Raw genomic sequence first — 25,424 nt, 5'->3', positions numbered from 1 at the left:
ATCTCTAAAGAATACCGTTCCATTTACGTTTTAACAAATGCAAGAATTTATTTTGCCGGCAAACAACGCTGAGATGACCTGGGTGTGTTTGCTGATTCCGCTCCTGCCGCTAATCGGGTTTCTGATTAACGGGTTGGGTAACCGGAAATTGCCGAAAGGGCTGGCGGGACTGGTGGGTTGTGCCACCGTTATCGGTTCATTCCTGCTGTCACTGTACCTGTTCTTCGGGTTTGAAGGCTACGGCAACCGTCCGTACACCACCGATATCTTTAACTGGATTCACGTGGGTGCCCTGCGCATTCCGTTCTCCTTCCAGATTGACCAACTATCGCTCATCATGCTGCTGTTGGTAACGGGTGTAGGTTCTGTAATTCATATTTACTCGGCAGGCTACATGAGCCATGACGAGAACTTCGGTAAATTCTTCTCCTTCCTGAACCTGTTCGTGTTCTCCATGCTCCTGCTGGTGATGGGGTCTAACTACGTGATGATGTTCGTGGGTTGGGAAGGCGTGGGGCTTTGCTCGTACCTGCTCATCGGGTTCTGGAACAAGGTCACACCTTATAACAACGCCGCTAAAAAAGCTTTTATCATCAACCGCATCGGTGACTTAGGCTTCCTGCTGGGTATTTTCCTGATTTTCCAGACCTACGGTAGTGTAGTCTACGGCGAGGTGTTCAACCAGGCTTCTCAATTGAGCGAGGTGAACGACGGTGTAGTAGTTGCCATCACCTTATTGCTGTTTGTGGGCGCTATGGGTAAATCGGCGCAGTTACCGCTCTACACCTGGTTACCAGACGCGATGGCGGGTCCAACTCCGGTTTCCGCTTTGATTCACGCGGCTACCATGGTGACCGCCGGTATTTACATGGTCATCCGTTCAAATGTGTTGTACACGCTGGCACCAGACACTTTGGAGATTGTGGCCATCATTGGTTTAGCTACGGCATTATTTGCCGCTACCATTGGACTTTTCCAAAACGACATCAAAAAAGTATTGGCTTACTCTACGGTGAGTCAGTTAGGCTATATGTTCCTGGCGCTAGGCGTGATGGCGTATTCTTCTTCGCTGTTCCACGTATTAACGCACGCGTTCTTCAAAGCATTATTGTTCTTGGGTGCGGGTAGCGTGATTCACGCCATGAGCGGCGAGCAGGATTTGCGTAAAATGGGCGGACTGAAGAAAGCTTTGCCTGTTACGTTTATCACCTTCTTAATTGGAACATTGGCTATTTCTGGTATTCCGCCGTTTGCCGGTTTCTTCTCTAAAGACGAGTTGCTGGCGCACGTGTTTGTGCATAGCAAAGTGATGTGGGCTTTCGGTCTTTTGACTTCGTTCATGACGGCTTTCTACATGTTCCGTCTGTTGTACCTGGCGTTCTACGGAAACTTCCGGGGCACTGAGGAGCAGCGTCATCACCTGCACGAGTCCCCTGCGGTGATGACCATTCCGTTGATTATCCTGGCTATTCTTTCCACCATTGGTGGGTTCATGGGTTTACCGCCTGTTTTCAGCGAAAACCACATGCTGGGGAACTTCCTGTCGCCGGTGTATGAACTGGCTAGAAGAGCCGTACCAAGCGCGTTTGAAGCGCATCACCTATCCCACTCGACGGAATACATGCTGATGGCGGTATCCGTAGGGGTGGCAGTAGTTGCTATTATCCTGGCGTACTTCATCTACGGGAAGAAAAGAACGGTTCCTGCCGAGGAAGGAGCTGCTTTGTCTCCGTTGCACAAATTGGTGTACAACAAATACTACGTGGATGAATTCTACAACGGGCTGTTTGTGAAACCAGTGATGGGCTTGTCTACGGGGCTGTACCGCTTCGTGGAGAAAGGCATCATTGACCCCATTGTAAACGGATTCGGGAAAGCCACGTTAGGCGGCGGTCGCTCATTGCGCTATGTGCAAAGCGGAGCCACCGGTTCTTATCTGCTCCTGATGGTGCTGGGCATCGCGTTAATCTTATTGCTGAACTTTATTAACTGATATTGCCAAACATGTTAACCGCTTTAATAATCTTATGGCCCGCGTTGGCCGCACTGCTGGTACTGTTGGTAAAAGGACAAGGAGCCCGCAAAGTTGCTTTCGGAGCTGCCTTGGTGGAACTGGTGCTAGGCATTTGGGCCTGGATTAACTTCGTTCCGAACGGAAGTACCCAATTCCTGCTGAATGAACCCTGGATTGCCAATGCCGGCATCATGTTCAAAGTAGGCATTGACGGCATTAGCTTACTCATGGTATTGTTAACCGTGTTCCTGGTTCCATTGATTATCCTGTCTACCGCCAAGCATACTTACGAGAAGCCTTCTTCTTTCTACGCGCTCATCCTGTTCATGCAAACAGGTTTGCTGGGCGTATTCACCGCCTTAGATGCGTTTGTGTTCTACTTCTTCTGGGAGGTAGCGCTTATTCCTATCTACTTCATCGCTGGTATGTGGGGCGGGGAGAACCGCGTGCGCGTGACGTTCAAGTTCTTTATCTACACCGTTTTCGGGTCTTTGTTCATGCTGGCTGCCTTTGTGTATCTGTATTTTCAGACGCCGGGCACGCACAGCTCTGAGGAAGTTGCCTTCTACCAATTAGTGCTGGATGCCGGTACCCAAAGCTGGTTGTTCTGGTTCCTGTTCATTGCCTTTGCTATTAAAATGCCGGTGTTCCCGTTCCATACCTGGCAGCCTGATACCTACACCACAGCTCCGGCCGCCGGTACCATGCTTTTGTCTGGTATCATGCTGAAGATGGGTATTTACGGCGCCTTGCGTTGGTTATTGCCAGTAGTTCCGTTGGGTGTTAGCCAATGGGCGAACGTGGTGTTGGTACTAGCCATCATCGGGATTATCTACGGAGCTATCATCGCCATTCGTCAGCAGGACATGAAACGTCTGGTGGCGTTCTCTTCTATCTCGCACGTAGGCCTGATTGCCGCTGGTTTGTTCACTTTGAACCACCACGGCTTGCAGGGCACCATGATTCAGATGCTGAGCCACGGTGTGAACGTAGTGGGAATGTTCTTCATCATTGACATTATCCAGAGCCGCACCGGTACCCGCGAGATTGCTGCCATGGGTGGTATCACGCAGAATACGCCGTTCTTGTCGGTGACGTTCCTAGTGCTGTTGTTAGGTACTGTTGCGCTTCCGTTGACCAATGGGTTTGTGGGCGAGTTCCTCCTGTTGATGGGCGTGTATCAATACAATGCCTGGATGGGTGCCGTTGCCGGCTTGACCATCATCTTGGGAGCCGTGTACATGTTGCGCATGTTCCAGCGCGTGATGTTTGGCGAAAAGAACGAAATCACCCAAGGCTTCACCGATTTGACCTTTAACGAGAAAGCCGTATTGGTACCGTTGGTAGTAATGGTGTTCTGGATTGGCTTGCACCCGAACACGTTCTTAATGATTTCTGAGCCCGCCGTTCTGAAACTACTGGACGTGATTAAACGCTAACCCTGACGCTTTTTTAAAACCCAGGAGAAATTACCTGCTCATGACCTCAATCATTCTACTCTCCATATTCGGTATCCTGAACCTCTTCGTGGGGTTCATGAAATCTAAAAAGGCGCTCATGCCTGCGGTGCTGCTGTTTTTGGCGGTATCTCTGGGCGCGACCATGTTTGACTGGAACCAGCCGCAAAGCTATTTCAGCAACATGCTTTCCACCGACAACTTCTCTGTGGGCTTTACTGCGGTGATGGTGGTGTCTACCTTGTTCATTCTGCCGTTCTCCCGCAGCTACGTGGTTGCTGAGAACTCTAACCTGGCGGAATATTACTCTTTGTTGCTGTTCTCTTTGGTGGGCGGCATCATGATGGTGTCCTATGAAAACCTGCTGATTCTTTTTGTGGGCATCGAGATTATGTCCATCAGCATGTACATCATTGCTGGTTCTGACAAGCGCAACATCCTATCTAACGAGGCTTCCATGAAGTATTTCCTGATGGGTTCGTTCTTCACCGGGATTATCCTGTTCGGGATTGCTTTGTTGTACGGAGCTACCGGTGCCTTCTACCTAACCGACATTGCCGCTGCTGCGACCAATATGGACCCAGCCACATCTCCGTTGCTCTTAATGGGTTTATTGCTGGTGCTGATAGGCGTTACCTTCAAAATAGGCGCCGCGCCTTTCCACTTCTGGACCCCAGACGTGTACGAAGGAACGCCAACCGTTTTCACCAGCTACATGTCTACCGTAGTGAAGACAGCAGGTATTGCCGCTTTCTACAAACTGATGTCGGCGGCCTTTGGAGGGGTGTACGACCAGTGGTTCCCAACCGTAGTAGCCATCACCGTTCTAACCTTGTTGATTGGTAACATTGGGGCCGTGGCGCAGAACAGCATGAAACGGATGCTGGCTTACTCCAGTATCTCGCACGCCGGTTACCTGATGATTGCCTTGACTTCCTTCAACGACCGCTCAGAGAACGCCATTTTGTTCTACTCGCTGGCGTATGCCGTAGCGACCATTGCTGCCTTTGGCGTGTTGAAGTACGTTTCTGATGAGCGGGGTTCAGATGAGTATTCTGCCTTCAATGGCTTAGGCAAAACCAACCCATTGCTTGCCTTCGTAATGACGGTTGCCATGCTGTCCTTAGCGGGTATCCCGTTGACCGGTGGTTTCTTCGGAAAGCTGTTCCTGTTCTCGGCTGCTCTGGAGCAAGACATGGTCTGGCTGATTATCGTAGCCGTGCTGATGTCTGCCGTGGGTATCTACTACTACTTCAGAGTCATCATCGCCATGTACATGAGAGACGCAGAAGGAACCCGCATCGCCGTTGATCCTTTGGCTACTTTCACCTTGATTTCGCTGGTGGTGTTGACCGTGTTGATGGGCGTTGTACCAGGCTTGTTCAATAACTTACTTTAAGAGAGCAAAGGCTTTTGTGATAAAGCAGAAGAGGCACCCAAGGGTGCCTCTTCTGCTTTATGCCTAATTTATGGAAAACGAACCTGAATCGTAGCGTCGTTACCCTGTAACGCCGTGTCTCCATAGAACAAAAGCCTATGACTCACATCAAACCTTTATTCAAAGCGACATTGGTAAAAAGGTTCTTAACAGGTTGGAATGTTATTGCTGCGTAGAACCACGTCGTTACAGGGTAACGACGCTACCCTTCTATAGTGCGGAAGTTACTTCTGTGAATAACAAATAAGGAGAGCACAGAAGCAAGTTCCTCACCAAAGAGGGAAATGCGTCCTAATGACAAAGCATGTCTCGTCTCTATTTCTTTTGGCCACTATACAGAGACCACAGTTCTTGGATGGGTATAGCTTTGCGGCTAGCTTGGTCAATGCCCTTGCTTTCCTTGCTCCACAGGTAAGGGTAACAATGAATACCCTGGTTTCCGGTGATTTTCTGGACGTCTGCCCGCCAGTTCTTCCAGCGCATGCCCTCATAAAAGCTCTCTAGGTTTCCAGAGAAGCAGAACTGCAGGAATTCTGAGTAGCCCAACCCAGATGATTCCCAGAGCAGGTTGTCTGGCGAGATGTAGAAAACCTTCCCAATCTCCTCTTTGCTCAATCCGCCAGAATTTACCGCGAAGAATCCTCCCAACACGTCATCGGCTACTAAGAGAAAGGAAGGTTTTTGTCCGTCTTTCAGGTAAGATTTTCCTTTGTTCCAAGCCATTAAGCTGCGGGGAAGACGGGGTGAGCCCGAGCCCAGAATCCTAAGCCAGCCACCGTCAATCAGGATGCCGCCTGTTTCATAGATCACAGCACCCATGGGAGAACGGGTAGTTACCTGTGCCTGGAGCAAAGCCGCGTTAGCGTTGGCTTGGGTTTTAGGCAAGACTTCCACGTTGTTTTTGGCCCCTTTTATCCAACCTTTCACCGAACTCCAACCTGATGCCTTGGGGTCAATAAGTTCTTTTAAAGGTTTTTTGGACTGAGGCTGACTGTAGCTCAGAAAATAGATAAAAAGGAAGAGGCAAGACAGAAGATATTTCATAGATGAAGGTAGGTCAATGGGAAGATACGCAAGAATGTGTTTTCGATCTACTTTTCAGAAAAGAAGCCTGAAATGAGATCGGGTTACAAACTCATCAGCTCCTTGAACACCTGCGTCTGCCGGCGCGAGACTTCCACTTCTTCACCGCCTTTTAACTGAATCTTGATGCTGCCGCTGAACCATGGATTAATCTGCTCAATGAAATTGACATTGATGATTTGCTGGCGGTTCGCCCGGAAAAACACTTTAGGGTCCAGGCGGCTTTCCAGGTAGTTCAGGGTCTTGAGAATGCAGGGGCGCTCGTTCTCAAAGTACAGGAAAGCGTAGTTGCCGTTAGACTCCATCATGCGTACCTGTTTCAGGGCCACAAACCAGCAGCGCTCTCCGTCCTTGACAAACACCCGGTCTTCTTCCCTCAGCAGGGAAGTAGGAGCGGCGGGTTTCGTTGACTCGTACTTTGCCATGGCTTTCTCTACGGCCTGGCGCAGGCGACTTTCCTCAATGGGTTTCATGAGGTAATCCAGCGCATTCCGTTCGAAGGCTTTGAGGGCGTATTGGTCGTAAGCGGTGGTGAAGATAACCTGCGGCGTGTACTCCAATGCTTCCAGCAGTTCAAAGCCGTTTTTCTGGGGTAAATGGATGTCCAGGAAAAGTATATCAGGCCGAAGCGACTCAATCAATTCAATGCCTTCTTCGGCGTTTTCGGCTTCACCCACTAGTTCCAGGGCAGGGAATTTAGCTAAGAGGTGCTTCAGTTCCAGGCGGGCCAGCCGGGAGTCTTCAACGATGCAGATTTTCATAGTCTTTCCAGGGAAGAGTAAGCGTGGCGGTCACGCTGTTGTCGCTTGTTTGGGTGAGGGCAAAGGTGCCGGGTTGGTCTAAGGAATGTGCCACGCGTTCCAGCAGCCGTTGCAGGCCAATACCATTAGAAGCAGAGGATGCATCCAGGATGCCGGTATTCTCTACCTGTACCCGTAAGTGGCCATTCTGCCGGTGCAGAGACAGCTGAATTTTTCCGCCTCTGGCTTGGGTCCCGATGCCGTGCTTGATGGCGTTCTCCACCAGCAACTGAATGCCCAGCGGCGGAATGGCCGCGTTCTTAACCGATGCTTCCATGTGCGAGGAGAAATCGAGCTTATCTTCAAAGTGAATCTTCTCCAGCGCCACGTAATTATCTAGAAAATCCAGTTCCTCAGCCACGCTCACCAGATTATTCCGGTTGTAGCCAATCACGTAGCGCATCATGGCCGACAGGCGGGTAATCATCTCCCGCGCCTTGGTCTGGTCCACCAGCACTAGGGACCGGATGTTGTTGAGGCTGTTAAACAGAAAGTGCGGGTTCAGTTGCTACCGGATGGCTTGTAATTCAGCCTCCTTCAAAGACAGTTGCAGCTTCCAGGTTTCCACTTCTTTCTCCTTCCAGCGCTGAATGGCCTGGAACGCAAAGTAGATGGTAGACCAGAAACTAAGAATCACCAGCCCGTTCGCCGAGTACATGACCAGATACCCAAAGCTGAATTCCTTCAATGTGAACATGCCAATGCTCAGCATGAAAAGGCAGACCAGCAACTGGCACGTAATTGACGCCACCGCATTGTAGGCCAGCACCAGCAAGACCATTTTGCCCAGCGGAAGCTCCAGCCAGCGATGCTTTCGGTTCAAGTGCCGTTGCAGGTGCGTGGTGCCGAAGAAAATAGCGGTGCCCACAAATTGCACGGCGTACATGCCCGCTTGCTTTTTGAAGAACAGGAAACTCATCAGGAGTCCTATAAACAGGTAGCAGGTCCAACCAATTGCTTGGCAGACCCAATACCATTTTTGCTGACGTGAGGCGGTCATTAACGAGGGGTTGTTTAGTTCTTCAGGAAAGCGTCCATCTGCGCGAACATCCAGGTGGGCTCATCATACATGATGAAGTGCTTGGCGGTATCGGCTATTTTCACTTGGGCGCCAGGCAATTTAGCAAATTGTGCTTTATACATGTTGGTGGTGATGTCTTTGGTGACGCCGTAATTTTTGTATCCGGCCCAGGCACCCAATACCAACACCGGTGCTTTGATAGTGGCAACGTCTTGGCGCAGGTCAGAGAGGTACATCTCGTACATGGCTTGGCCGGTGGTGTTATAGTCAGATTTTCTGCCCCATTCAATAATCTTCTTAATGTGCGCCGAGTCGGTGGCCATGGAGATGCCGTAGCTGGCTTCCTGCTGTTGTTGCGCAGAGGGGTTCGGCGTTGCCATGGCCTTGCGGAACTGGTCGGCCATCGGTTTGATGGTTTCTACCGTGGCGGTAGGATTCTGAACAGCCCCAATGAAAGGCAAGCCGTCTACCACCACCGTCTTCCCGAATAACTCAGGCGCTTTCACGTTCAGGGCCAACGCCATGTAACCGCCCAGGCTATGCCCCACCAGTACCGGCTTTTTCAGCTTGTTTTCCTGCACATAGGCGATAATCTCGTCGCGCACTGAATTCAGGAAATGGTCTGTTTTCACGGCTGGCTGCCCCGCGAAACCAGGTAAAGTCAAGACATAGCAGGTGTAGTTTTTCTGGTAATGGGCCACCGTCTCGTCCCACACTTCCCCCGCCGAGTTCAAGCCCGGAATCAAAATCATAGCAGGTCCTTTGCCCGATTTCACAACTTTGAACGATGGCGTTTTAGCCTGCACCTGTATGGCGAGGAACAAGAATAGAACAAGGATAGAAGTAATTTTTGCTTTCATGGCTTTATAAGGTTTAGTTGTTTCCGTGATTGATTGAAACAAAGGTGTCACCTCAAAGCCTGATGTAGAAGTGAAATATGATGAGCGGTAAAAGGCCGGGGTGAACGGCGTTAGGATTGGGAGCTGCCAAGTATCAATTGAGATTCAAGCCTTTTTTTGAAAAGGAAGCCGCAAATAGGGAGGTTGATTTGCAACAGAACTGTAGCGTCGTTACACCGTAACGACGTGTTTCGATGAAACAAAGGCAGCGTTATTAAGAGAAATGCCTCCATACAAGGCACCTGCCATGAAAGGTTCTAAATAGTAGAGATGTTTTCGCTGCGTAGCACCACGTCGTTACGGTGTAACGACGCTACATTTCTGGCCTTTTTCCGCGAATAGCCCTAAAACAAGAAAGCCGGTGAAGTCTCCATGACCTCACCGGCTTTCTATAGCCATCAGCAATAAACTAGCAGCAATTACCCCTTCAAACGAGTGTCAATCTGCAGTTCATCCAACTGCGCTTGGGCAATAGGCGACGGAGCATCAATCATGACATCACGGCCCGAGTTGTTTTTAGGGAACGCGATGAAGTCACGGATGGAATCGGCGCCACCGAAGAGTGAGCACAGACGGTCAAACCCGAAGGCGATACCACCGTGTGGAGGCGCGCCGTATTCAAAGGCATCTAACAGGAACCCGAACTGAGCCTGTGCTTCCTCAGTGGTGAAACCAAGTAAGTCAAACATGCGGGACTGAACGGCCCGGTCATGGATACGGATAGACCCGCCGCCTACTTCCACGCCATTGATGACCATGTCATAGGCATTGGCGCGCACGGCACCGGGGTTGGTGTCAATCAGGTCCATGTCCTCCGGCTTGGGCGAGGTGAACGGATGGTGCATGGCGTGGTAGCGGCCGCTTTCCTCATCCCACTCTAGGAGCGGGAAATCCAGTACCCACAGGGTAGAGAACGTCTCTTTGTCGCGCATGCCCAGGCGGGTGCCCATCTCCAGACGAAGCTCGTTCAGAGCTTTGCGGGTTTTATCGGCACCGCCTGCTAAGATTAACAGCAAGTCGCCGGGTTGAGCGTTGAAGGCTTGGGCCCATTGCTGCAGATCCTCGGGTGAGTAGAATTTGTCCACGCTTGATTTCACGCTGCCGTCTTCCTGCACGCGGGCGTACACCAGACCGGTAGCCCCTACCTGCGGACGTTTCACAAAATCGGTGAGTTCATCCAATTGTTTGCGGGTAAAATGGGCGCTGCCGCTGGCATTGATGCCCACTACCAGTTCGGCGTCATCAAATACTTTGAAGCCTTTGTTTTTCACCACGTCGTTCAGCTCCACAAACTGCATCCCGAAACGGGTGTCCGGTTTGTCTGAGCCGTAGAGGCGCATGGCATCGGCGTAGGTCATTCGCGGGAAATCGGACAGTTCTATTCCTTTTACCGTGCGGAACAGGTGCTTCACTAAGCCTTCAAATGTGTTCAGGATGTCTTCCTGGGTCACGAAGGAAAGCTCACAATCAATCTGGGTGAACTCCGGCTGACGGTCGGCGCGCAGGTCCTCGTCTCTAAAGCATTTCACAATCTGGAAGTACTTGTCAAAACCAGACACCATCAACAGCTGCTTAAATGTCTGCGGCGATTGTGGTAAGGCATAGAACTCACCGGGGTTCATGCGGCTAGGCACCACAAAGTCGCGGGCACCTTCGGGGGTAGATTTAATCAATACAGGCGTCTCTACCTCAATAAAGCCTTGGCCATCCAGGTACGAGCGGGTTTGCTGGGCCATGCGGTGGCGCAGTTCCAGGCTCTTGCGCACCGGCGAGCGGCGCAGGTCCAGGTAGCGGTACTTCATGCGGAGGTCATCACCGCCGTCGGTCTCGTCCTCAATCAGGAACGGAGGCAGTTTGGCGGGGTTTAGCACCTCCAGCGCGGTTACTTTTATTTCAATGTCGCCAGTGGCGATTTTGTCATTCTTAGACACGCGCTCTATGACGATGCCGGTGGCCTTCACCACGAACTCACGACCCAGCGTACGGGCAGTGGTGAGAACCTGCGCATCAGAAACACCTTCCTCCAGGCTCAGCTGCGTGATGCCGTAACGGTCGCGCAGGTCAACCCAAAGCATGCCGCCTTTGTCGCGTGATTTCTGTACCCAACCGGTCAGGGTCACTTCCTGACCAACATTCTCGAGGCGCAATTCGCCGCAGGTGTGTGAACGAAGCATTGTATCTGTTCTTTAGAAACTAAGCCCCAAAGGTAACGATTGTTTCATTAGTTGCCGAAACCCGTTTCAGGCCTGTTTTCAAGAATTAACCAGGAAAATGGCGGCAGGCTATCAAGTCTTCTTTTAAGCTTCCCTTAACCAAAAAAGCAATAATCAGTAAGCCGCTTTCCCTTTTCAGAGAGGAGAGAAGATCCTTAACCAACTTTTTAAGGGATTTTTTGTCGGCAAATGTAAGTGTCCAAAATCGAATATTACTGTTCGGGATCGGACAATGCTAGAGCTATGTTGTGTTTGTAAATAATTGTAAATCAATAATATAATAATTTGGCATTGCTCTTGTCTTAGGTGTTGACGAAGGCAGACTCCTTCCGGAGACAGTCTATCTGAATAGCCATTTTTTGAGAAACGCACCCAAACCTTATGCACACTAAGAAATTTACTCTACTCGTAACTTTCTGGCTTTTATGCCTCGCCCCGCTGGCTTGGGCGCAGGAAAACTCCTTTGACCTGAAAGGTGTGGTGAAAGGCGCCAAAGGCGAGCCTTTGCTGGCCGCTAACCTGCAGTTGGTGAAAGACTCCAGCCAGGTGCTGGTGAAGGTAGAGGTGAGCGGTCAGGACGGGTCTTTCCTGTTCAGCGGCATTCCGGCAGGCAAATACAAGCTCATGGTGCTGCATTATGACTACGCCCTGTACACCTCAGAGGCTATTCAACTGCAGAAGAACACTGACCTGGGGGTAATTTCCTTGGCTGAGCGGGCGGTAGCCTTGAAAGAGGTGAAGATTGAGGCGCAGAAGCCTTTTGTGGAGCAGCACTTTGACAAAACCGTGCTCAACGTGGAAAACAGCATTTCCTCGGCGGGCAGTAACGTGCTGGAGGTGCTGGAGAAAGCGCCCGGCGTGCGGGTAGACCAGAACGATAACATCAGCATGCGGGGCCGGTCTGGCGTGATGGTGATGATCAACGGCAAGCGGGTGCCTATGTCAGGCACGGAGCTGGCCACCATGCTGCGAGGCCTAAACGCCAATGAGGTGGCCAAGATTGACCTCATCACCAACCCCTCGGCGAAATACGATGCGGCCGGAAACGCCGGGATCATTGACATCAAACTGAAAAAAGATGACCGCGTGGGCACCAACGGCAGCATCACCTCGTCCTTCGGGCAGGGACAACGCTTCAAGTCCAACCAGGGTCTGCAGCTGAACCACCGCACCGGAAAAGTAAACGTGTTTGGCTCTTACAACTACGTGCACCGCAAGGATTTCAGCAAACTGGACATCTACCGGGAGTTCTTCTCCTTAAACGAAGCCCGTAGCCTGCAGGGGATCAACGACCAGAAGAACCATTTCTCGCACCAGATCAACTCGCACAACGGGCGTGTGGGATTTGACTGGAATGTGACCCCCAAAACTATTGTGGGTTTGGTAGCCAACGGGGTTTTCTTAGATATAAACCGAGCCACCGCCAATACCTCCCAGTTCTTTGACCGCAACCGGCAGTATGATAAATACACCACTACCAACGCCATCAGTGGGACCAACCGGAATTCACAGGCCCTTAACTTCAACCTGAAGCATACCATAGACACCACCGGCAAAGAAATCAGTGCCGATGTGGACTACGCCGCCTTTCAATCAGACGATATCCAGGACTTCACTACCCGGTACTTTGACACCGAGAAACCCATGCCGGACTCTCTCCTGTACGGTGATCTGGACGGGAAACTCACCATCAAATCGGTGAAGGTAGATTACTCCCAGCCCCTGAAATCCATGGGCGCGAACCTGGAAGCCGGGCTCAAAAGCAGTCTGGTAGACGCCGACAATGACCTGCGTTTCTATGACCGCACCAGAGGCCGCAATACCTTGGACACGAACCGGAGCAACCACTTCATATACCGCGAGAATATTAACGCGGCGTACCTGAACGTGAACAAGAAATGGTCTAAAGCCAGCCTGCAGTTAGGGTTGCGGTTAGAGAACACCATTGCCAAAGGCGAGCAGGTGGCGGAGTACGCCCAGGTAGAAGGGGAGCGCTCCTTTGACCGGAACTACACCCAGCTTTTCCCCAGTGCTTTCTTAGGGTACACGCTGAACAAGACGCATGACCTGGGACTCTCCGTAAGCCGCCGCATTGACCGGCCTACCTATAACCAGTTGAACCCCTTTGTGTACTTCATTGACCCCAGCACCAAATCGGCGGGTAACCCGTTTCTGTTGCCGCAAACCACGTACGCCTTTGAGTTTACCCACACCTTGAAGGAGAAGTACGTGACCAAGCTCAGCTACAGCCGCACCACTGACAATATCATTTCGGTGTTGTCACCAGAGCCGCGCCCAGTGCCAGACCCTAATCCAAACCAGATCCCGGTGGTAATTCAGCAGGACCGTAACCTTGCCAAGTTCCACTACTACGGGGCCAGTTTCTCAGTGCCGGTTTCTGTGGCGCGTTGGTTCACCAGTGCCAACAACATTGAGGCATACTATGGGCTCTACCAGGGCAACCTGGCCAATACCAACCTTAGAAACGGCCGGCCTACTTTCTCCATCAACTCCACCAACTCTTTCCAGCTGCCCAAGAACTGGTCAGCGGAGTTGATTGGGGTCTACCGGAGCCGTGAGATCTACGCTTTCCTGGACATCCAGCCCGTGCGGTTCCTGACCCTGGGTGTGCAGAAACAGTTCCTAGACAAAAAGGCTAACGTGAAGCTGAACGTCACCGATGTCTTCTACTCAAACAAGATAAGAGCCACCACCGCTTTGACTGGATATTATGAGAAGTTCTACCAACGCCGTGATACCCGTGTAGCCACCCTCAGTTTCACCTACAGATTTGGCGGTACCCAAGTAGCCCCGGCCCGCCGCCGCACCGGTGGCGCCGAAGATGAGAAACGCCGGGCTGGGTAAACCCTTGTCCTCAGAAATCAGCCGCAAAACAGCCCTGGAACTTTCCGTTTCAGGGCTGTTTTTTTGTTTAAAGGCGCTAAACAGATGAGAGAATATGAGAAGCCAAAAAGGCTTGTTTGAACCTGAAAAGTAGCTTTATAAGAGCCCTAAATCTTGAGAAAAGCTGAATAGGATATATCCTTTTTTATATTGAAGACTACTTAAAACTGAGGACAAGGTTTTAGTATAAAAGAGGAACTTATTGGAAAGTTTAAAGAAGTGCTTTGAGGCTTGGGAAAACCATCTTAAATAGCTTAAGAATAAGTGAAATAAAGTAGCTAAAGCGCAAAATTGAACTTATTCAATGGTAAACTCTGATTTAGTTCATTTAAGGCTATATTGTTAAAAATTATTAAAGATGTTTAATTCTGTCTGGAAAACACTGGCGTTGAGAAAATCTAAGAACAGATTAGATGTGGGAGGATTGTCTAAAAAGGATTATTTTGATAGGGTGAATTATGTGCGCACCGTTGCGGGGCTGCGTAACGCTTTGTCTGCTCCTAAACAAGTACAAACCAATACCAAGCGGGAGGTTACTTTCAGAGGCTTGGCTTTTGGGGCCTCTCTGCGGGATGCCAGGCGCCTGTTGGGCAAACCCGAATTCCACGTGCATCAAGACTTGGATGTGGTGGGCCACGAAGTTCTTTTCTACTTCTCTTCCATTGGGTCAGCGAAGGTGACGCAATGCCTGCACTTCCTGCACGGTCAATTCATCATGTGCCAAAGCATTGTGAAAACCCCTAAACCAGCCAGATGCAACGCTATCATCAAATCGGTGCTGGAGAAGTATAACTTGCTGCCTGAGGCGCAGGAGACTTTTGACCTGGAGAACATGTTCCCGATTTGCGATGCGTCCCAGAACCGCATTGAGATGCACTACGCCTTTGACCTGACCTTTACCTACGCCACCGGCGATGCGCAGGTGCTGCCCATGATCCAGAAGGTGCAAGCCGTAGAGAAAAGTAGATCAGCTTTCTGGAAAGGTGCTTTCCAGGAGCAAGTGCGCTACGTATAGCGCAACTCAAAATACTTAGAAAAGCCGATGCCCTTTCTTCAACGGAGAAAGGGCATCGGCTTTTTGTTTGGCGAAGGTCAGGGTAGAAACTTGGTTATGCCTGTTTTCTGCGCGATTCAGTAAAAAGGGCTCTAAACAGCGTGAAAGAAAATAGGATGGAAAGGTGGGTTCTCTGTAACTTTTCTTAACTTCTTTCTACTAATCCTCTAGAAACCAATCGCTCTACCTAACCAAACCCTTTCACACCATGGAACTCATCATCCAGAACCTTTCCAAAACCTACCCCAACGGCGTGCAGGCGCTGAAAGATGTGAACCTCACCATCCCCACCGGCATGTTTGGGTTGCTGGGACCCAATGGGGCGGGGAAGTCATCGCTCATGCGTACCATCGCCACGCTGCAGGAGGCGGACAGCGGCAGCATCAGGCTGGGGGATTTGGATGTGTTCCGGGAGAAGGACGAGATGCGGAAGGTGTTGGGCTATCTGCCGCAGGAATTCGGGGTGTACCCCAAGGTGAGCGCCGAGGAGTTGCTGGACCATTTTGCGGTGCTCAAGGGCATCCACAACAGCAAAGAGCGGAAAGAGACCGTGGCCTCGCTGCTGCAGCAGACCAACCTCTACGAAGTGCGCAAAAAGAACCTGGGCGGCTACTCCGGTGGGATGAAACAGCGCTTCGGGATTGCGCAGGCCTTGTTGGGCAACCCCAAGATCATCATTGTGGATGAGCCAACTGCCGGTCTGGACCCCGCCGAGCGGAACCGTTTCCATAACCTGTTGAGCGAGATCGGGGAGAACATTATTGTGATTCTGTCCACGCACATTGTGGACGATGTGAGCGACCTGTGCCGGAACATGGCTATCATCAACAAAGGCGAGGTGCTGGCCACCGGCGAGCCGCTGCAGGCCATTGAGCAGATGCAGGGGCAGATCTGGCGGAAGTTCATCAAAAAAGAAGAACTGGCGCAGCACCAGGCTGAGCACGCCGTGATCTCGTCCAGGCTGTTCGCCGGCAAAACCATCATCCACGTCTACGCCGATGCCCGCCCCGGTCTGGAGTTTGAGCCGGTGCAGCCCGATCTGGAGGATGTGTACTTCGCGACCATCAGCGGGGTGACCCGGAATGCACCGCAGCAGAGACCCGAGGCAGAAGTAATCGGATAGGCCGTTTTGAGGCTATTTTATACAAATCAGACCTAAAGCGACGAAGCTATGTTCCTGAATATATTCCTCTTTGAGCTGAAGTACCGCCTGAAACGGCCAGCTACTTATATCTATTTCTTCCTCTTCTTCCTGATGGCTTTGCTGTGCGTGTTTGGCGTGAGCGGGGTCTTTGGCGGCACGGTGATCATTGGCGGGGGCAGCAGTGTCTCAGTGAAGGCCAACTCGCCCTACCAGATAAACTGGGTCATCACCATCCTGAGCTGGTTTGGCGTGCTGGTGACCTCGGCCATGATGGGTAACCCCGTGTACCGTGATTTTGAGCACAAAACGCATTCGCTGTTCTTCACCACGCCTATCTCCAAGTGGAGCTACCTGGGCGGGCGTTTCTGGGGATCGTTCCTGGTGACGCTGCTGGTGTTCTCCGGCATTGCGTTCGGTTACATCTTCGCCTCGGCGGTGGCCCCGCTGTTCCCTTCGGTGGAGGCGACCAGGTTCGGGCCGTTCAACGTCATGTCCTACGTGCAGCCTTTCCTGCTCATCGTGATCCCTAATTTGCTGCTTACGGGCGCCATCTTCTTCACCCTGGGCACGCTGACCCGCAACATGCTGGCGGTGTACATTGGGAGCGTGCTGGTGCTGGTGCTGTACGGCGTTTCCAGTGCCCTCACCAATGACCTGGACAATGACTTGCTCGCGAACCTGGTGGACCCGTTCGGGGCCTCGGCGGTGTACCAGACCACCCGCTACTGGACGGCCGCTGAACAGAACACGCTGGTGCTGCCCTTGAGCCAGCAAATTCTTTGGAATCGTTTGCTGTGGGACGGGCTTGCCGTTTTGCTGCTGATTATCTGTTTCTGGCGGTTCAGCTTCTCTTTCTTCGCCTCGGAGGGTAAGGTGCGAAAACTCCGTCGGGAGGAAGCGCCGGGCATCATCGCCACCGCGCAGCGGATTTCTTTGCCCAAGGTAAGCCAGGAGTTCTCATTCGGGCGCAGTTTCGGGCAGTTCTGGAAGCTGACCAAGCTGGAGTTCAAGGGCATTGTGCGCAGCGTCTATTTCATTGCCATTGTGGTGGCGGGAATTATTTTCCTGCTGTCTACCGCTTCGCAGATCGGGAAGATCTATGATACCAACACGTATCCGGTGACCTCGGAGGTGGTCGCGATTCTGGGTGGTACGTTTGCGCTGTTCATGCTCATCATCATCACATTTTACTCCGGTGAATTGGTGTGGCGCGAGCGCGATGCCCGCATGAACCAATTGTATGATGCCTTGCCTATTCCCAACTGGGTGCCGTTCACGTCCAAACTAGTGGCGCTGATGGGTATTCAGGTGGTTTTGATGGCGGTGGTGCTGGTATGTGGCATTATCATTCAGGCAGCGAAGGGCTATTTCAACTTTGAGCTGGGGCTGTACGTGAAAGCCTTGTTCGGGCTGCAGTTGGTGGATTACCTTTTGATGTGCGCGCTGGCCATGCTGGTGCAGGTGCTGGTGAACAACAAGTACCTGGGGCACTTCATCATGGTAGTGTATTACCTGGCCAACATCTTCAAGGGGCAGCTGGGCTTTGAGCACCTGCTGTACTCCTATAGCTCAGATCCGGGTGCTCCGTACTCGGCCATGAACGGCTACGGGCATTTTGTGGGGCCGTTTTTGCTGTTCAAGGTGTACTGGGGCGCGTTTGCCATTATCCTGGCGCTGGTGTCTAACCTGCTGTGGGTGCGCGGCACTGAGGCCCGCCTCAAAGGGCGCTTCAAGCTGGCGGCGCTGCAACTGAACAGATCCACGCTTGTGGTTTTGGGTGGGGCGGCCACGGTGTTCATCATTTGCGGCGGCTTCATCTTCTACAATACCAACGTCCTGAACGAGTACCGCGACGCAGACGACAACGAGCGTTTACAGGCTACTTTTGAGAAAACGTACAAGAAATACCAGCACCTGCAGCAGCCCCGCGTGGTAGATGTGTACCTGGAGACCGACCTGTACCCCAAGGAGCGCGAATTCCACTTCAAAGGCTATTACTGGCTCAAAAACAAGACCAACGTAGCCATTGACTCGGTGCATATTATGCTGGATGATAACGCCGTGATCAAACAGCTGGAATTCGCCCGTCCGGCCAAAACGGTGCTGTTCGATAAGACCATGGGCTACCACATTTTCCGGTTGGCCCAGCCGCTGGCGCCCGGCGACTCCGTGAAGCTGAACATGGATTTGCTCTACCAGACCAAAGGCTTCAAGCAGCGCAGCTACAACACTGGCATCGTGTACAACGGTACTTTCATCAACAGCCAGCTGCTGCCGCACATCGGGTACCAGGAGGCGTTGGAGTTAGCCGATGATGATACCCGCAAGGAAAACGGCCTGAAGCCGAAGGAGCGCATGGCTAAGGTCAATGACCTGAAAGCCCGCCAGAACACCTACATCAGCAACGACGCCGACTGGATCAATTTTGAAACCGTGGTAAGCACCGTGCCCGATCAGATTGCCCTGGCGCCCGGTTACCTGCAGAAGGAGTGGACCAAAAATGGCCGCCGCTACTTCCACTATAAGATGGATTCGCCTATCCTGAACTTCTACTCCTTCCTTTCCGCTGACTACGAGGTGAAGAAAGACAAGTGGAACGACGTGGCCATTGAGGTCTATTACCAGAAAGGCCACGAGTACAACCTGGACCGCATGATCAAGGGCGTGAAGAAATCGCTGGATTACTACACCGCCAATTTCAGCCCGTACCAGCACCGGCAGGTCCGCATTTTGGAATTTCCGGGCTACAGCGCCTTTGCGCAGGCGTTCCCCAACACCATCCCGTTCTCGGAGTCCATTGGGTTCATTGCCGATGTGGATGACAAAGACCCCGAGGACATTGACTATCCGTTCTACGTGACCGCCCACGAGGTGGCGCACCAGTGGTGGGCGCATCAGGTCATCGGGGGCGATGTGCAGGGCTCCACGCTCATGTCCGAGACCATGAGCCAGTACTCCGCCTTAATGGTCATGAAAAAGGAATACGGCCCCGAGCGGATGAAGAAGTTCCTGAAGTACGAGATGAACAATTACCTGCTGGGTCGGGCCGGCGAGCGGAAGAAAGAACTGCCGCTGGCGTTGGTGGAAAACCAGCAGTACATCCATTACCGCAAAGGATCGGTGGTAATGTACGCCCTGGCGGATTACATCGGCGAAGACAAACTGAACGCGGCCCTGAAGGAGTACGTGCAGAAAGTAGCGTTCCAGCAGGCGCCGTATACCAACTCAGTGGAGTTTTTGAGCTACATCCGCAAAGCCACGCCAGATTCTTTGCAATACCTGGTAGACGATATGTTTGAGAACATTACCCTCTACGAAAACAAAGCCACCGAGGCCTCTGCGGTGAAGCAGAAAGACGGTTCTTATAAAGTTTCGCTCACTGTGGACGCCAAGAAATTCCGCGCCGATAGCCTGGGGAACGAAAGCCCCGCCCCACTGAATGACTACGTGGATGTGGCGGTGATCACCCGCAAGAAGATTGCCGGCATCTGGCAGGATTTTCCGCTGTACCTGCAGAAGCAGCGCATCAAGGCCGGCCAGAACAAGATTGAGGTTATCGTGAAGGAGAAACCAGAGCGCGCCGGTGTGGATCCCCTGAACAAGCTCATTGACCGCAACCCCAATGACAACACCAAAGAGGTGACGGTGAAATCATAACCACTTAATCTTCACGATGCTTTTGGAAAGGCCCGGCTGTTTAGTCGGGCCTTTCCGTTTTTGGGGCTCTAAACAACTGACGGTAGCAGTGTCAAGCCACTAGGTAATTGCAATACTGGTAAAGCAGAAGGCTAGCATGTGAAAGAAAACTTCCTCTCTGGAGGGGGTAAGAGTGGAGCTTTTCTAGCTCAAATTCATGGTTGTTTACTGGTGCTTCTTGCTGTAAAGTGCTGTAGACGATTTTAGCTAGATTGTTTCTGGATTTATCCAATTTTTTGGGAAGGTGAGGTTTGAATGGTTCGGAATGAAACTGTTTGTTTAAGATGCTGCTATTCAGTGTGATGAAAATAAATATTGGTATTGTTAAAAGTTTGAGTCAAAGGTTTTTGGCTTAAGTTTAAATTGATTTTGATTGGAAAAACATAAGTTTTAAAGGTTTAATCATAAGCACTTAAAAATGATATGATTTTCCCGCTGCGATTTTAGCCTTTTTTACTGCTGTATAGGGTAGTTCTGGTACGAAATCGAAAATTTTTCACAAAAAGTTTTCCTTCAAAAACCTCATTTAAATCGTTTAGAGGCTGTTTTTGTAAAAAAGTTCCTTTTTTTATATATTTTTTCATATAAACTCTTGCTTTGCGTATAATTGATCCCCTATATTTGTCTCATTCTAGTAAGGAATTGTAGTATTTTAATCCAGTGAAATAGCTGTCAGCCTTACCGGGAAATCAGGTTAAAATTACGGTTTCATTTAAGGTTTAAGGGGAAAGATGCAACGGATAAAGGTTGTGGTGAGCATGTTGGTTCTGGTAATGGCTTCTTTGCAGACTTCTGCCTTTAATCTTCAGCTTTCTTCCGGGGCTGGAGCTAGAATCAAAGAGCTTACGCAGCTTATTAAGCAGCAACCGGGCAATGTCCAGGCCTATGGCGAGCGAGCTGCGGCTCGCATGGAGGCCAGGGATGTTTACGGGGCTATCAAAGATTACACCTTCGCTCTTACACTGTCTGAAGTAGATAACCAGACATATCTGCTGGGCCGGGGAAACGCTTATCTGGAGATAGGTGCCTACAAAGAGGCCTTGCGAGACTTTGACGCCATTCTGATGAATGGAAACTCTACCGATGCTTTGTACGGCCGGGCGGTAGGCAAGTATTACCTGGATGATTTCTTTGGAGCAATCAGGGACTTGGATGAAGTAGTGGCGGTTGCCCCCCAGCACTCAAAGGCGCTGTGCAACCGTGGAATTGTGAAGTTGGAGCTTAACCAGTTAGAGGACTCTGTCACGGATTTGACGCTTTTTCTGACGCATTATCCAGACCACCAGGAGGCTACCTATGCGCTGCAGGTGGCAAAAAGCAAATTGCAGCGGCGTACCGCCAAGCGCTGACCTTTAGCGGCTGTTTAAAGGCACTTTACTTACCAGAATCCTTACCTGACACCTTTGAGGGTGCTGCTTTCTACCATATCGTAAAACAACAATCAAACAAAAAACTTACAATTATGAAAAACGCTTTACTTACTTTTTGCTTTTTATTCGTGTTGGTGATGAACGCCGTGGCCCAGACTGGCCCTGCTAACCCAGCCGTAGAGAAAACCTGCAACTCGGTGACTCGCCTGATGGTGCAATCCATAGGTCTGAACGAGAGTGAATACCTGCATCTGAGAGTTCTGAACCAGCAGCGCCTGGTGAAAGCCGCTGAGGTTGCCAAAATGTACAGCAACGATGCCGACATGCGCGATGCCCGCCTGAAAGAAATTGAGACCACTTTTGAAACCGAATTGTTCAAACTGCTCAACAGCCGCCAGGTAGAAGCTTACACAGAATTCAAAGCCAAGCCAGAAGGCAATTTCCTGTCTATGGTGAAAGAAGTAAGCAAAGCCGGCAAGAACTAGCTGTCAGCCAGATCATAAAAAGAGAGGCCTGCTCCCCCGGAGCAGGCCTCTCTTTTTATGTAAGTAGGGGTAAGGTTTACCCTGAGATTCTCCCTTAAGACTGCGGTTTCTGGGCCAAGGTCTTGCTCAAGACATCCCATACAACTACACCTACGGTCACGGAAATATTCAAAGAGTGCTTCGTGCCGAACTGCGGAATCTCCAGCACGCCATCTGCGGCTCTGATCACCTCTTCCTCTACGCCAAACACCTCGTTCCCGAAAACAAACGCGTATTTGCCCTCGGCCCACGGCCGGAAATCTGCCAGCGAGGTGCTCCCCTCGGCCTGTTCCACGGCCCACACCTGGTAACCGCTGCTTTTCAGGCCTTCCACCGCCTCCAGGGTAGAGGGTACATGTATCCATTCCACCGATTCTGTGGCCCCCAGCGCAGTTTTGTGGATTTCTTTGTTGGGCGGCGTGCCCGTAATGCCGCACAGATAAATCTTCTCCACCGCAAAGGCATCGGCGGTCCGGAAAGCCGAGCCCACGTTATGCAGGCTGCGCACGTTGTCCAGAACCAACACCAACGGATTTTTTTGCTTATTTTTGAAGTCCTCCACCGAATCGCGCTGGAGATCTTCCATGCTTAGTTTACGCATAGTTGAAAAGGTAATCGGCCGTGGGCCGGAATGTCCTGCAAAGGTAACACATTGTGGGCATAGGAACGTTTTTGCCCCGTGTCAGGAAAATCGGGCTGAAAACCTGTGCTCTGGAGAAAGGCTCAAAGAGAAGAGGACCCTGTTTTAGGGTTGTTATTAAAAAAATCAGGCCTGAAACAAGGCCGCCAAACAACAGAAGGTTGTGGAGGCTAATCTAGAATTAGCACATCAGCACATTACATAATTAGCACATTATACCGCTTTGGCTAAGACAACCGCAGAGTTCAGCGCCACGCCGCTGATGAAACAATACAACGCCATCAAGGCGAAATACCCGGGGGCGCTGCTGCTCTTCAGGGTAGGGGACTTCTATGAGACCTTCGGGGAGGATGCCATCAAGGCCAGTAAGATCCTGGGTATTATGCTCACCAAGCGGGGCAACGGCTCGGCCGCAGAGACGGCGCTGGCCGGGTTTCCGCACCATTCGCTGGATACCTACCTGCCCAAACTGGTGCGGGCCGGGGAGCGCGTGGCTATCTGTGACCAGCTGGAAGACCCCAAAACCGTGAAGGGCATTGTGAAGCGCGGCGTGACCGAGCTGGTGACCCCCGGCGTGTCTTTCAACGACCAGGTGCTGGAGCAGAAACGCAACAACTACCTGGCCTCACTGCACTTCGGGAAGGGGACTTTGGTGGGCATCGCCCTGCTGGACGCCTCCACCGGCGAGTTCCTCCTGGCCCAGGGCGATGTTGGGTACGCCGCCAAGTTGCTCCAGAATTTCAGCCCCGCCGAGGTGCTCTTCTGCAAAGGCAAAAAGGAGACGTTTTTCCAGACCTTCGGATCTGATCTCTGCCATTATGCTTTGGATGAGTGGGTGTACAGCTATGATTTCGCGCTGGAGGCGCTCACCAAGCAGTTCAATACCGCCTCCCTGAAAGGGTTCGGGGTGGAGAACCTGACCGAGGGCATCACCGCCGCCGGCGCCATCCTTCATTACCTCGCTGAGACCCAGCACCACGACCTGCGCCACATCACGACCCTGGGCCGATTGGAGGAAGACAAATACGTGTGGCTGGACCGTTTCACAGTACGTAACCTGGAGCTGATCTACCCGCAGCACCCCGAGGGCGTGCCCCTGATTGACGTGCTGGACCACACCATTACGCCCATGGGCGGACGTCTGCTGCGCAAGTGGCTGGTGTTGCCGTTGAAAGACGCCGCCCAGATCCGCCGCCGCTTAGACACGGTGGAAGCCCTGCAGGCCCGTCCGGATTTGTTACAGGATATCCATCATTACCTGAAGCAGATCAATGACCTGGAGCGCCTCATCTCCAAAGTGGCCGTGCGCCGGGTAAACCCACGCGAGCTGCTGCAACTGGCAAGAGCGCTGGAGGCCACGCTGCCCATCAAAGAACTGCTGGCGGTGAGCGGTGTACCGGCATTACAAAAACTGTCAGACCAACTCTTGCCCTGTGAGTCTATCCGGGATGAAATTCAGAAAACCCTGAAGCCGGATGCGCCCATGCTCACGAACCAGGGCAACATGGTGCAGACCGGCATTGATGCGGAGCTGGACGAACTGCGGGCCATCGCCTTCTCGGGGAAAGATTACCTCTTGCAAATCCAGCAGCGCGAAATCCAGAATACCGGTATCTCTTCGCTGAAGATCGCCTTCAACAAAGTGTTCGGTTATTACCTAGAGGTGACGCACGCGCACAAAGACAAGGTGCCCAGTTCCTGGATGCGGAAACAGACGCTGGTGAACGCCGAGCGCTACATCACCGAGGAGCTGAAAACCTACGAGGAGAAAATCCTGCATGCCGAGGACCGCCTGTACGTAATTGAACAGCGAATTTTCAATGAGTTGGTGCTGAGCGCCGCCGAGTTTGTGCCCCAGATTCAACAGAATGCCAAAGCCTTGGGTATGCTGGACTGCCTGGCCAACTTTGCGCAACTGGCTACCCAGAACAACTACGTGAAGCCCGAGGTCAACGACAGCACCGTGCTCAACATCACGCAGGGCCGTCACCCGGTAATTGAAAAGCAACTGCCTTTAGGGGAGCGTTATGTGCCTAATGATATCCGGCTGGACAACGAGGACCAGCAGGTGATCATTATCACGGGACCAAACATGGCCGGTAAAAGCGCCTTGTTGCGGCAGACGGCTTTGATTGTGCTCATGGCGCAGATAGGATCGTTTGTGCCCGCTGAGGCTGCGCAGATTGGGGTTATTGACAAGATATTCACCCGCGTAGGCGCCTCAGACAACCTGAGCCGGGGCGAGAGTACGTTCATGGTGGAGATGACCGAGACGGCCAGCATCCTGAACAACCTCTCGGATCGCAGCCTGGTGCTTATGGACGAGATCGGACGCGGTACCAGCACTTATGACGGCATTTCCATCGCCTGGGCCATTGTGGAACACCTGCACAACGCGCCCAAAGGTCGCGCCAAAACCTTGTTCGCAACCCATTACCATGAATTGAACCAGCTTACGGAGGATTTCCCGCGGGTGCGCAACTTCAACGTGAGCGTGAAAGAGAGCAACGGCAAGATCCTGTTCATGCGCAAACTAGTGGAAGGCGGCAGCGCCCATAGTTTCGGGATACAGGTGGCGCAGATGGCGGGCATGCCCAACAGCGTCGTGATCCGGGCCAACGAGATCATGCACCACCTGGAGCAGGAGAAAATCGCGCACCCACACCAGGACCCGCAGGAAACCCTTAAAAGCCTGCCCAAGCAGCCTTACCAGCTCAGCATGTTTGAGCTCAACGATCCGCAGCTGGTGCGCATCAAGGAGGTCTTCGAGAAGCTGGACATCAACACCATCACCCCGGTAGAAGCGCTTTTGAAACTAAATGAGCTGAAGATGCTGGTGGATGGCAAAAGGGAGAAGGTCTAAAGGAGTTCTGAGTCAATAGTCCTGAGTCCTGAGTTCGGGATGAGAAAGCCGTTTCGGGGCTGTTTTAAGCAAAACAGTCTCGAAACGGCATTTGTGCTTCATGGCTTTGCCTTGGGTCCACCATTTGCAGCTAGGGGACTTTGGCTTACGGATGTGGAAGGTTAAAAGCAATAATTTTTATCAACTCAGAAGCAGCTTAACCCCTGATGTAGCCAAAAGAAGGGCTAAAAAGAGTCCTTTAGCAGGGCCGGAACGACAGATTTTTATCATTGAAGCAGTTTTTTGCGCACTCTCCTGCTGCACT

General features: G+C 51.8%; 17 protein-coding genes. 10 read left to right on the top strand and 7 right to left on the bottom strand.

Going from position 1 to position 25,424, the window contains the following annotated elements; genetic code table 11:
* Positions 1 to 37: 37 nt before the first annotated feature.
* The 3 genes from nuoL to J3P35_RS21280 are packed head-to-tail and all read left to right on the top strand — an operon-like array spanning position 38 to position 4,870.
* The gene (nuoL, locus tag J3P35_RS21290; protein WP_210466727.1) at positions 38 to 1,993 is read left to right on the top strand and encodes an NADH-quinone oxidoreductase subunit L; all 1,956 of its coding nucleotides are present in this window, start codon (positions 38 to 40) and stop codon (positions 1,991 to 1,993) included.
* An 11-nt stretch (positions 1,994 to 2,004) separates the two neighbouring features.
* On the top strand, positions 2,005 to 3,453 hold the full coding sequence (locus tag J3P35_RS21285; protein WP_210466726.1) for a complex I subunit 4 family protein: 1,449 nt from the start codon (positions 2,005 to 2,007) through the stop codon (positions 3,451 to 3,453).
* A 40-nt stretch (positions 3,454 to 3,493) separates the two neighbouring features.
* Positions 3,494 to 4,870, top strand: coding sequence for an NADH-quinone oxidoreductase subunit N (locus tag J3P35_RS21280; protein ID WP_210466725.1), 1,377 nt, complete (start codon positions 3,494 to 3,496; stop codon positions 4,868 to 4,870).
* Positions 4,871 to 5,224: 354 nt separating this feature from the next.
* On the opposite strand, the gene J3P35_RS21275 is transcribed toward J3P35_RS21280, so the two are convergent.
* The 6 genes from J3P35_RS21275 to aspS form a co-directional block, all read right to left on the bottom strand.
* Positions 5,225 to 5,953 carry a DUF2625 domain-containing protein gene (locus J3P35_RS21275; protein ID WP_210466724.1) on the bottom strand — a complete coding sequence of 243 codons (729 nt, stop codon included), beginning with the start codon at positions 5,951 to 5,953 and terminating at the stop codon, positions 5,225 to 5,227.
* A gap of 83 nt (positions 5,954 to 6,036) precedes the next feature.
* A complete protein-coding gene (locus J3P35_RS21270; protein WP_210466723.1) occupies positions 6,037 to 6,753 on the bottom strand; it encodes a LytR/AlgR family response regulator transcription factor in 717 nt (238 codons plus the stop codon).
* Complete coding sequence (locus J3P35_RS21265; RefSeq protein WP_210466810.1) at positions 6,734 to 7,297, bottom strand: sensor histidine kinase; 564 nt, start codon at positions 7,295 to 7,297, stop codon at positions 6,734 to 6,736. Before J3P35_RS21265 ends, J3P35_RS21270 begins: the two co-directional genes overlap by 20 nt.
* A 3-nt stretch (positions 7,298 to 7,300) precedes the next feature.
* Positions 7,301 to 7,792: a hypothetical protein gene (locus J3P35_RS21260; RefSeq protein WP_210466722.1), complete on the bottom strand. Its 492-nt coding sequence runs from the start codon at positions 7,790 to 7,792 to the stop codon at positions 7,301 to 7,303.
* A 14-nt stretch (positions 7,793 to 7,806) separates the two neighbouring features.
* Complete coding sequence (locus J3P35_RS21255) at positions 7,807 to 8,673, bottom strand: alpha/beta fold hydrolase (RefSeq protein WP_210466721.1); 867 nt, start codon at positions 8,671 to 8,673, stop codon at positions 7,807 to 7,809.
* Positions 8,674 to 9,131: 458 nt separating this feature from the next.
* Entirely contained in the window at positions 9,132 to 10,886 is a 1,755-nt protein-coding gene (gene aspS, locus J3P35_RS21250; RefSeq protein WP_210466720.1) for an aspartate--tRNA ligase, read from the bottom strand.
* Positions 10,887 to 11,306: 420 nt separating this feature from the next.
* Between aspS and J3P35_RS21245 the strand changes: the two genes are divergently transcribed.
* The 6 genes from J3P35_RS21245 to J3P35_RS21220 all read left to right on the top strand — a co-directional run bounded on the left by J3P35_RS21245 (position 11,307) and on the right by J3P35_RS21220 (position 21,578).
* Positions 11,307 to 13,790, top strand: a complete 2,484-nt coding sequence (locus J3P35_RS21245; protein ID WP_210466719.1) for a TonB-dependent receptor — start codon at positions 11,307 to 11,309, stop codon at positions 13,788 to 13,790.
* 397 nt (positions 13,791 to 14,187) lie between these two features.
* On the top strand, positions 14,188 to 14,844 hold the full coding sequence (locus J3P35_RS21240) for a hypothetical protein (RefSeq protein ID WP_210466718.1): 657 nt from the start codon (positions 14,188 to 14,190) through the stop codon (positions 14,842 to 14,844).
* Positions 14,845 to 15,091: 247 nt separating this feature from the next.
* A complete protein-coding gene (locus tag J3P35_RS21235) occupies positions 15,092 to 16,006 on the top strand; it encodes an ABC transporter ATP-binding protein (RefSeq protein WP_210466717.1) in 915 nt (304 codons plus the stop codon).
* A 48-nt stretch (positions 16,007 to 16,054) separates the two neighbouring features.
* Positions 16,055 to 19,684, top strand: a complete 3,630-nt coding sequence (locus J3P35_RS21230; RefSeq protein WP_210466716.1) for an ABC transporter permease/M1 family aminopeptidase — start codon at positions 16,055 to 16,057, stop codon at positions 19,682 to 19,684.
* 770 nt (positions 19,685 to 20,454) lie between these two features.
* A complete protein-coding gene (locus tag J3P35_RS21225) occupies positions 20,455 to 21,072 on the top strand; it encodes a tetratricopeptide repeat protein (protein WP_210466715.1) in 618 nt (205 codons plus the stop codon).
* 113 nt (positions 21,073 to 21,185) lie between these two features.
* Positions 21,186 to 21,578, top strand: a complete 393-nt coding sequence (locus J3P35_RS21220) for a hypothetical protein (RefSeq protein WP_210466714.1) — start codon at positions 21,186 to 21,188, stop codon at positions 21,576 to 21,578.
* 94 nt (positions 21,579 to 21,672) lie between these two features.
* Here J3P35_RS21220 and J3P35_RS21215 read toward each other — a convergent pair whose 3' ends face one another.
* On the bottom strand, positions 21,673 to 22,218 hold the full coding sequence (locus J3P35_RS21215; protein ID WP_210466713.1) for an RNA methyltransferase: 546 nt from the start codon (positions 22,216 to 22,218) through the stop codon (positions 21,673 to 21,675).
* Positions 22,219 to 22,480: 262 nt separating this feature from the next.
* Here J3P35_RS21215 and mutS point away from each other — a divergent pair, with 262 nt between their 5' ends.
* Entirely contained in the window at positions 22,481 to 25,120 is a 2,640-nt protein-coding gene (mutS, locus tag J3P35_RS21210; RefSeq protein ID WP_394371302.1) for a DNA mismatch repair protein MutS, read from the top strand.
* Positions 25,121 to 25,424 lie beyond the last annotated feature (304 nt).

Origin of the sequence: Rufibacter roseolus, assembly GCF_017916365.1 — a bacterium.
Taxonomy (GTDB): domain Bacteria; phylum Bacteroidota; class Bacteroidia; order Cytophagales; family Hymenobacteraceae; genus Nibribacter; species Nibribacter roseolus.
This window is presented reverse-complemented; position numbering and strand designations above follow the sequence as displayed.

Coding starts and splice junctions, on each gene's coding strand:
- nuoL (WP_210466727.1), top strand. CDS start 38: ATGCAAGAATTTATTTTGCCGGCAAACAACGCTGAGATGACCTGGGTG.
- J3P35_RS21285 (WP_210466726.1), top strand. CDS start 2,005: ATGTTAACCGCTTTAATAATCTTATGGCCCGCGTTGGCCGCACTGCTG.
- J3P35_RS21280 (WP_210466725.1), top strand. CDS start 3,494: ATGACCTCAATCATTCTACTCTCCATATTCGGTATCCTGAACCTCTTC.
- J3P35_RS21275 (WP_210466724.1), bottom strand. CDS start 5,953: ATGAAATATCTTCTGTCTTGCCTCTTCCTTTTTATCTATTTTCTGAGC.
- J3P35_RS21270 (WP_210466723.1), bottom strand. CDS start 6,753: ATGAAAATCTGCATCGTTGAAGACTCCCGGCTGGCCCGCCTGGAACTG.
- J3P35_RS21260 (WP_210466722.1), bottom strand. CDS start 7,792: ATGACCGCCTCACGTCAGCAAAAATGGTATTGGGTCTGCCAAGCAATT.
- J3P35_RS21255 (WP_210466721.1), bottom strand. CDS start 8,673: ATGAAAGCAAAAATTACTTCTATCCTTGTTCTATTCTTGTTCCTCGCC.
- aspS (WP_210466720.1), bottom strand. CDS start 10,886: ATGCTTCGTTCACACACCTGCGGCGAATTGCGCCTCGAGAATGTTGGT.
- J3P35_RS21245 (WP_210466719.1), top strand. CDS start 11,307: ATGCACACTAAGAAATTTACTCTACTCGTAACTTTCTGGCTTTTATGC.
- J3P35_RS21240 (WP_210466718.1), top strand. CDS start 14,188: ATGTTTAATTCTGTCTGGAAAACACTGGCGTTGAGAAAATCTAAGAAC.
- J3P35_RS21235 (WP_210466717.1), top strand. CDS start 15,092: ATGGAACTCATCATCCAGAACCTTTCCAAAACCTACCCCAACGGCGTG.
- J3P35_RS21230 (WP_210466716.1), top strand. CDS start 16,055: ATGTTCCTGAATATATTCCTCTTTGAGCTGAAGTACCGCCTGAAACGG.
- J3P35_RS21225 (WP_210466715.1), top strand. CDS start 20,455: ATGCAACGGATAAAGGTTGTGGTGAGCATGTTGGTTCTGGTAATGGCT.
- J3P35_RS21220 (WP_210466714.1), top strand. CDS start 21,186: ATGAAAAACGCTTTACTTACTTTTTGCTTTTTATTCGTGTTGGTGATG.
- J3P35_RS21215 (WP_210466713.1), bottom strand. CDS start 22,218: ATGCGTAAACTAAGCATGGAAGATCTCCAGCGCGATTCGGTGGAGGAC.